Below are 1,026 nucleotides of genomic sequence, written 5' to 3' on the forward strand. Positions count from 1 at the left end.
GGCGCTGCCGGCTGACTGCCGCATAAGTAAAAAGTAACATTAGTTTAGTCTTACTCCGCTCCCGCCGCTAGGTGGGGGCTATTTGACGCTTACTTTACTGGAAAAAGACCCAAAGTATTTGTTGAGTTTTGAAAAATCAAGATTATCAACAACTCAAAGAGAATTTATTTTTAAGAAAATTTTTGAAAAGAACACTGCGCGTGGAATCTGGTTGTCTGTTGATTCGGAAGATCTGGCTAATCTTGTGAGAACAAGAGAGATCTTTGATTATCTTCTTGAGTATGTAGCTGGTAAAGGGGATTTTGTAGCCCGTTACAATGCCATTCAGGTTGTTCAACACTACAAGGAATTCGCGAATAATGACTTGATTCAAATTTTACTGGAGTATGCAATCGACCAATCAGAGAATATCAATGTTCGTGTAATAAGCATCCAAGCCTTAGCTAGACTTGATGTTGCGACAAAAGGAATCTTAGATCAATTGAGCGAAGTAACTAAAGACAAAAATAACATTCGGATTCAAATGGCCTTTTTTCAGTTGATTGGACAGTACAACGAGTTAGATGATTATATTGATTTACTAATCGAAGCTATCCCGCTAGTCAGGTTTAGACAGAATCATGACAATTATTATATATCAACCGATTCAATTCTTGAGGTATTGGAAAAAGTAAAGCAACCAAAGAGTGTTCTTAAAATTGTGAATTTTTTTGTTGAGGATACGAATGATCTTATCGATATCTATATTAAGGATTATACCCCTCACCTAGTCATACAAGCTGTCAGTGCCAATAATTCCGAGATATATGACGCGATGCGTACTTTATTAGTCAAATGTGTAACCATGCACTATAAAGAACCTGCTTTACAGTTAAAACACTTCTTTATACGGACTGATGTTAATTCTATTCTGAATACTTATTATAATTCGCTATATAAGTTGAACGCGCGCCTAGCCAAGTTAGGCACAACTAGCTGATGAGAGTTCAGTCGGGGTAAAGACCAAGCTGCCCCGTAGCTAGCAGG

The 1,026-nt window shown here is 37.6% G+C and carries 1 protein-coding gene; it reads left to right on the top strand.

What is annotated here, in order from left to right:
• Positions 1–82 precede the first annotated feature (82 nt).
• The gene (locus tag B0G52_RS35185) at positions 83–979 is read left to right on the top strand and encodes a hypothetical protein (RefSeq protein ID WP_094051102.1); all 897 of its coding nucleotides are present in this window, start codon (positions 83–85) and stop codon (positions 977–979) included.
• Positions 980–1,026: the final 47 nt, after the last annotated feature.

This window comes from Cohnella sp. SGD-V74, assembly GCF_003001675.1.
GTDB lineage: Bacteria > Bacillota > Bacilli > Paenibacillales > Paenibacillaceae > Cohnella.